This is a genomic window from Vibrio sp. YT-18 (assembly GCF_033337345.1).
In the GTDB taxonomy this organism is placed as follows: domain Bacteria; phylum Pseudomonadota; class Gammaproteobacteria; order Enterobacterales; family Vibrionaceae; genus Vibrio; species Vibrio alginolyticus.
Genome location: NZ_JAWOQO010000244.1, coordinates 1 through 1,084 on the forward strand (window position 1 = coordinate 1; position 1,084 = coordinate 1,084).

2 protein-coding genes are annotated in these 1,084 nt (G+C 46.1%); one reads left to right on the top strand and one right to left on the bottom strand.

The features are described 5' to 3' along the window. Positions 1–679 (top strand): FtsX-like permease family protein (locus R7M72_RS25725; RefSeq protein WP_318056544.1); only part of this gene is annotated, 679 nt, incomplete at its 5' end. A gap of 204 nt (positions 680–883) precedes the next feature. Here R7M72_RS25725 and R7M72_RS25730 read toward each other — a convergent pair. Next, positions 884–1,084: DUF2062 domain-containing protein (locus R7M72_RS25730; RefSeq protein WP_318056545.1), on the bottom strand; the 201-nt coding region annotated here is incomplete at its 5' end.

The following is a 1,084-nucleotide window of genomic DNA, read 5'->3' on the forward strand; positions in this document are numbered from 1 at the left end:
GGCGGGCTTTTTGACGTTGAACGGCCAAATTGATCATTCATTGGCTTTAGTTCCGCTGGCAGATGCGCAGCAATACGCTCGTTTAGGAGACGGCGTAACTGGAATTTCTCTAAAAACCGATGATGTTCTTGATGCGCCTTCGATCGTTCGAGAAGTCGGCAACCTTGTGAATGTGTACGTATATTTGAAGAGTTGGCAGCAGCAGTTTGGCTTTCTCTACCGTGACATTCAGTTGGTACGCACGATCATGTATTTGGTCATGGTATTAGTGATTGGTGTGGCATGTTTCAACATCGTCTCGACATTGATGATGGCGGTGAAGGACCGCGCAGCAGAGATCGCAATTTTGCGTACGATGGGGGCAAAAGATGGTCTGATTAAACGTATTTTCGTTTGGCAGGGCGTCTTCTCTGGAGTGTTTGGTAGCCTTGTCGGTAGCCTTGTTGGTGTGTTGGTTGCGTTGAATTTAACTCCAATCATTAAGGGGCTTGAAGGCTTAATAGGACACCAGTTTTTATCGGGTGACATCTACTTTGTGGACTTTCTTCCATCGCAGTTGCATTGGCCTGACGTCGCATTGGTGTCGACCACCGCTATCGTATTAAGCCTATTGGCCACTTGGTACCCAGCTTCTCGCGCAGCGAAACTGAACCCTGCCGCAGTTTTGAGTGCTAAGTAGCGAAGGAAGGAAAGCTAGCCTCGTAGACATCGTTGTTAGCGATGACTTATTTTGCTAAGTACTCTAGATACAGAAAAGGACCTTTCATGGTCCTTTTTTGTACTCATTAACATCTTTTCATTCTTTGCTTACATTTCGTTTCAGCTTTATTGTCGTTTGAACCTCAAGCCATGTCGCAACGAATGATTTTAGCGTCTTATCCGCTTATCTTACTTTTCGTTTTTGCCAACTGCGAACGACAGAGTAGCGCCACAATCCGCGAATACCGAAATAACCAATGATCGCAGAACCCACACCGCAAATTGCGCATCCCAATAGGAATGGAGGCCCAATCGTGCTCATCTGTTGCATGATAAAGTCCCAAGATAGCTCAAAATGGAATGGCTGAGGTGGAACATGCATGAC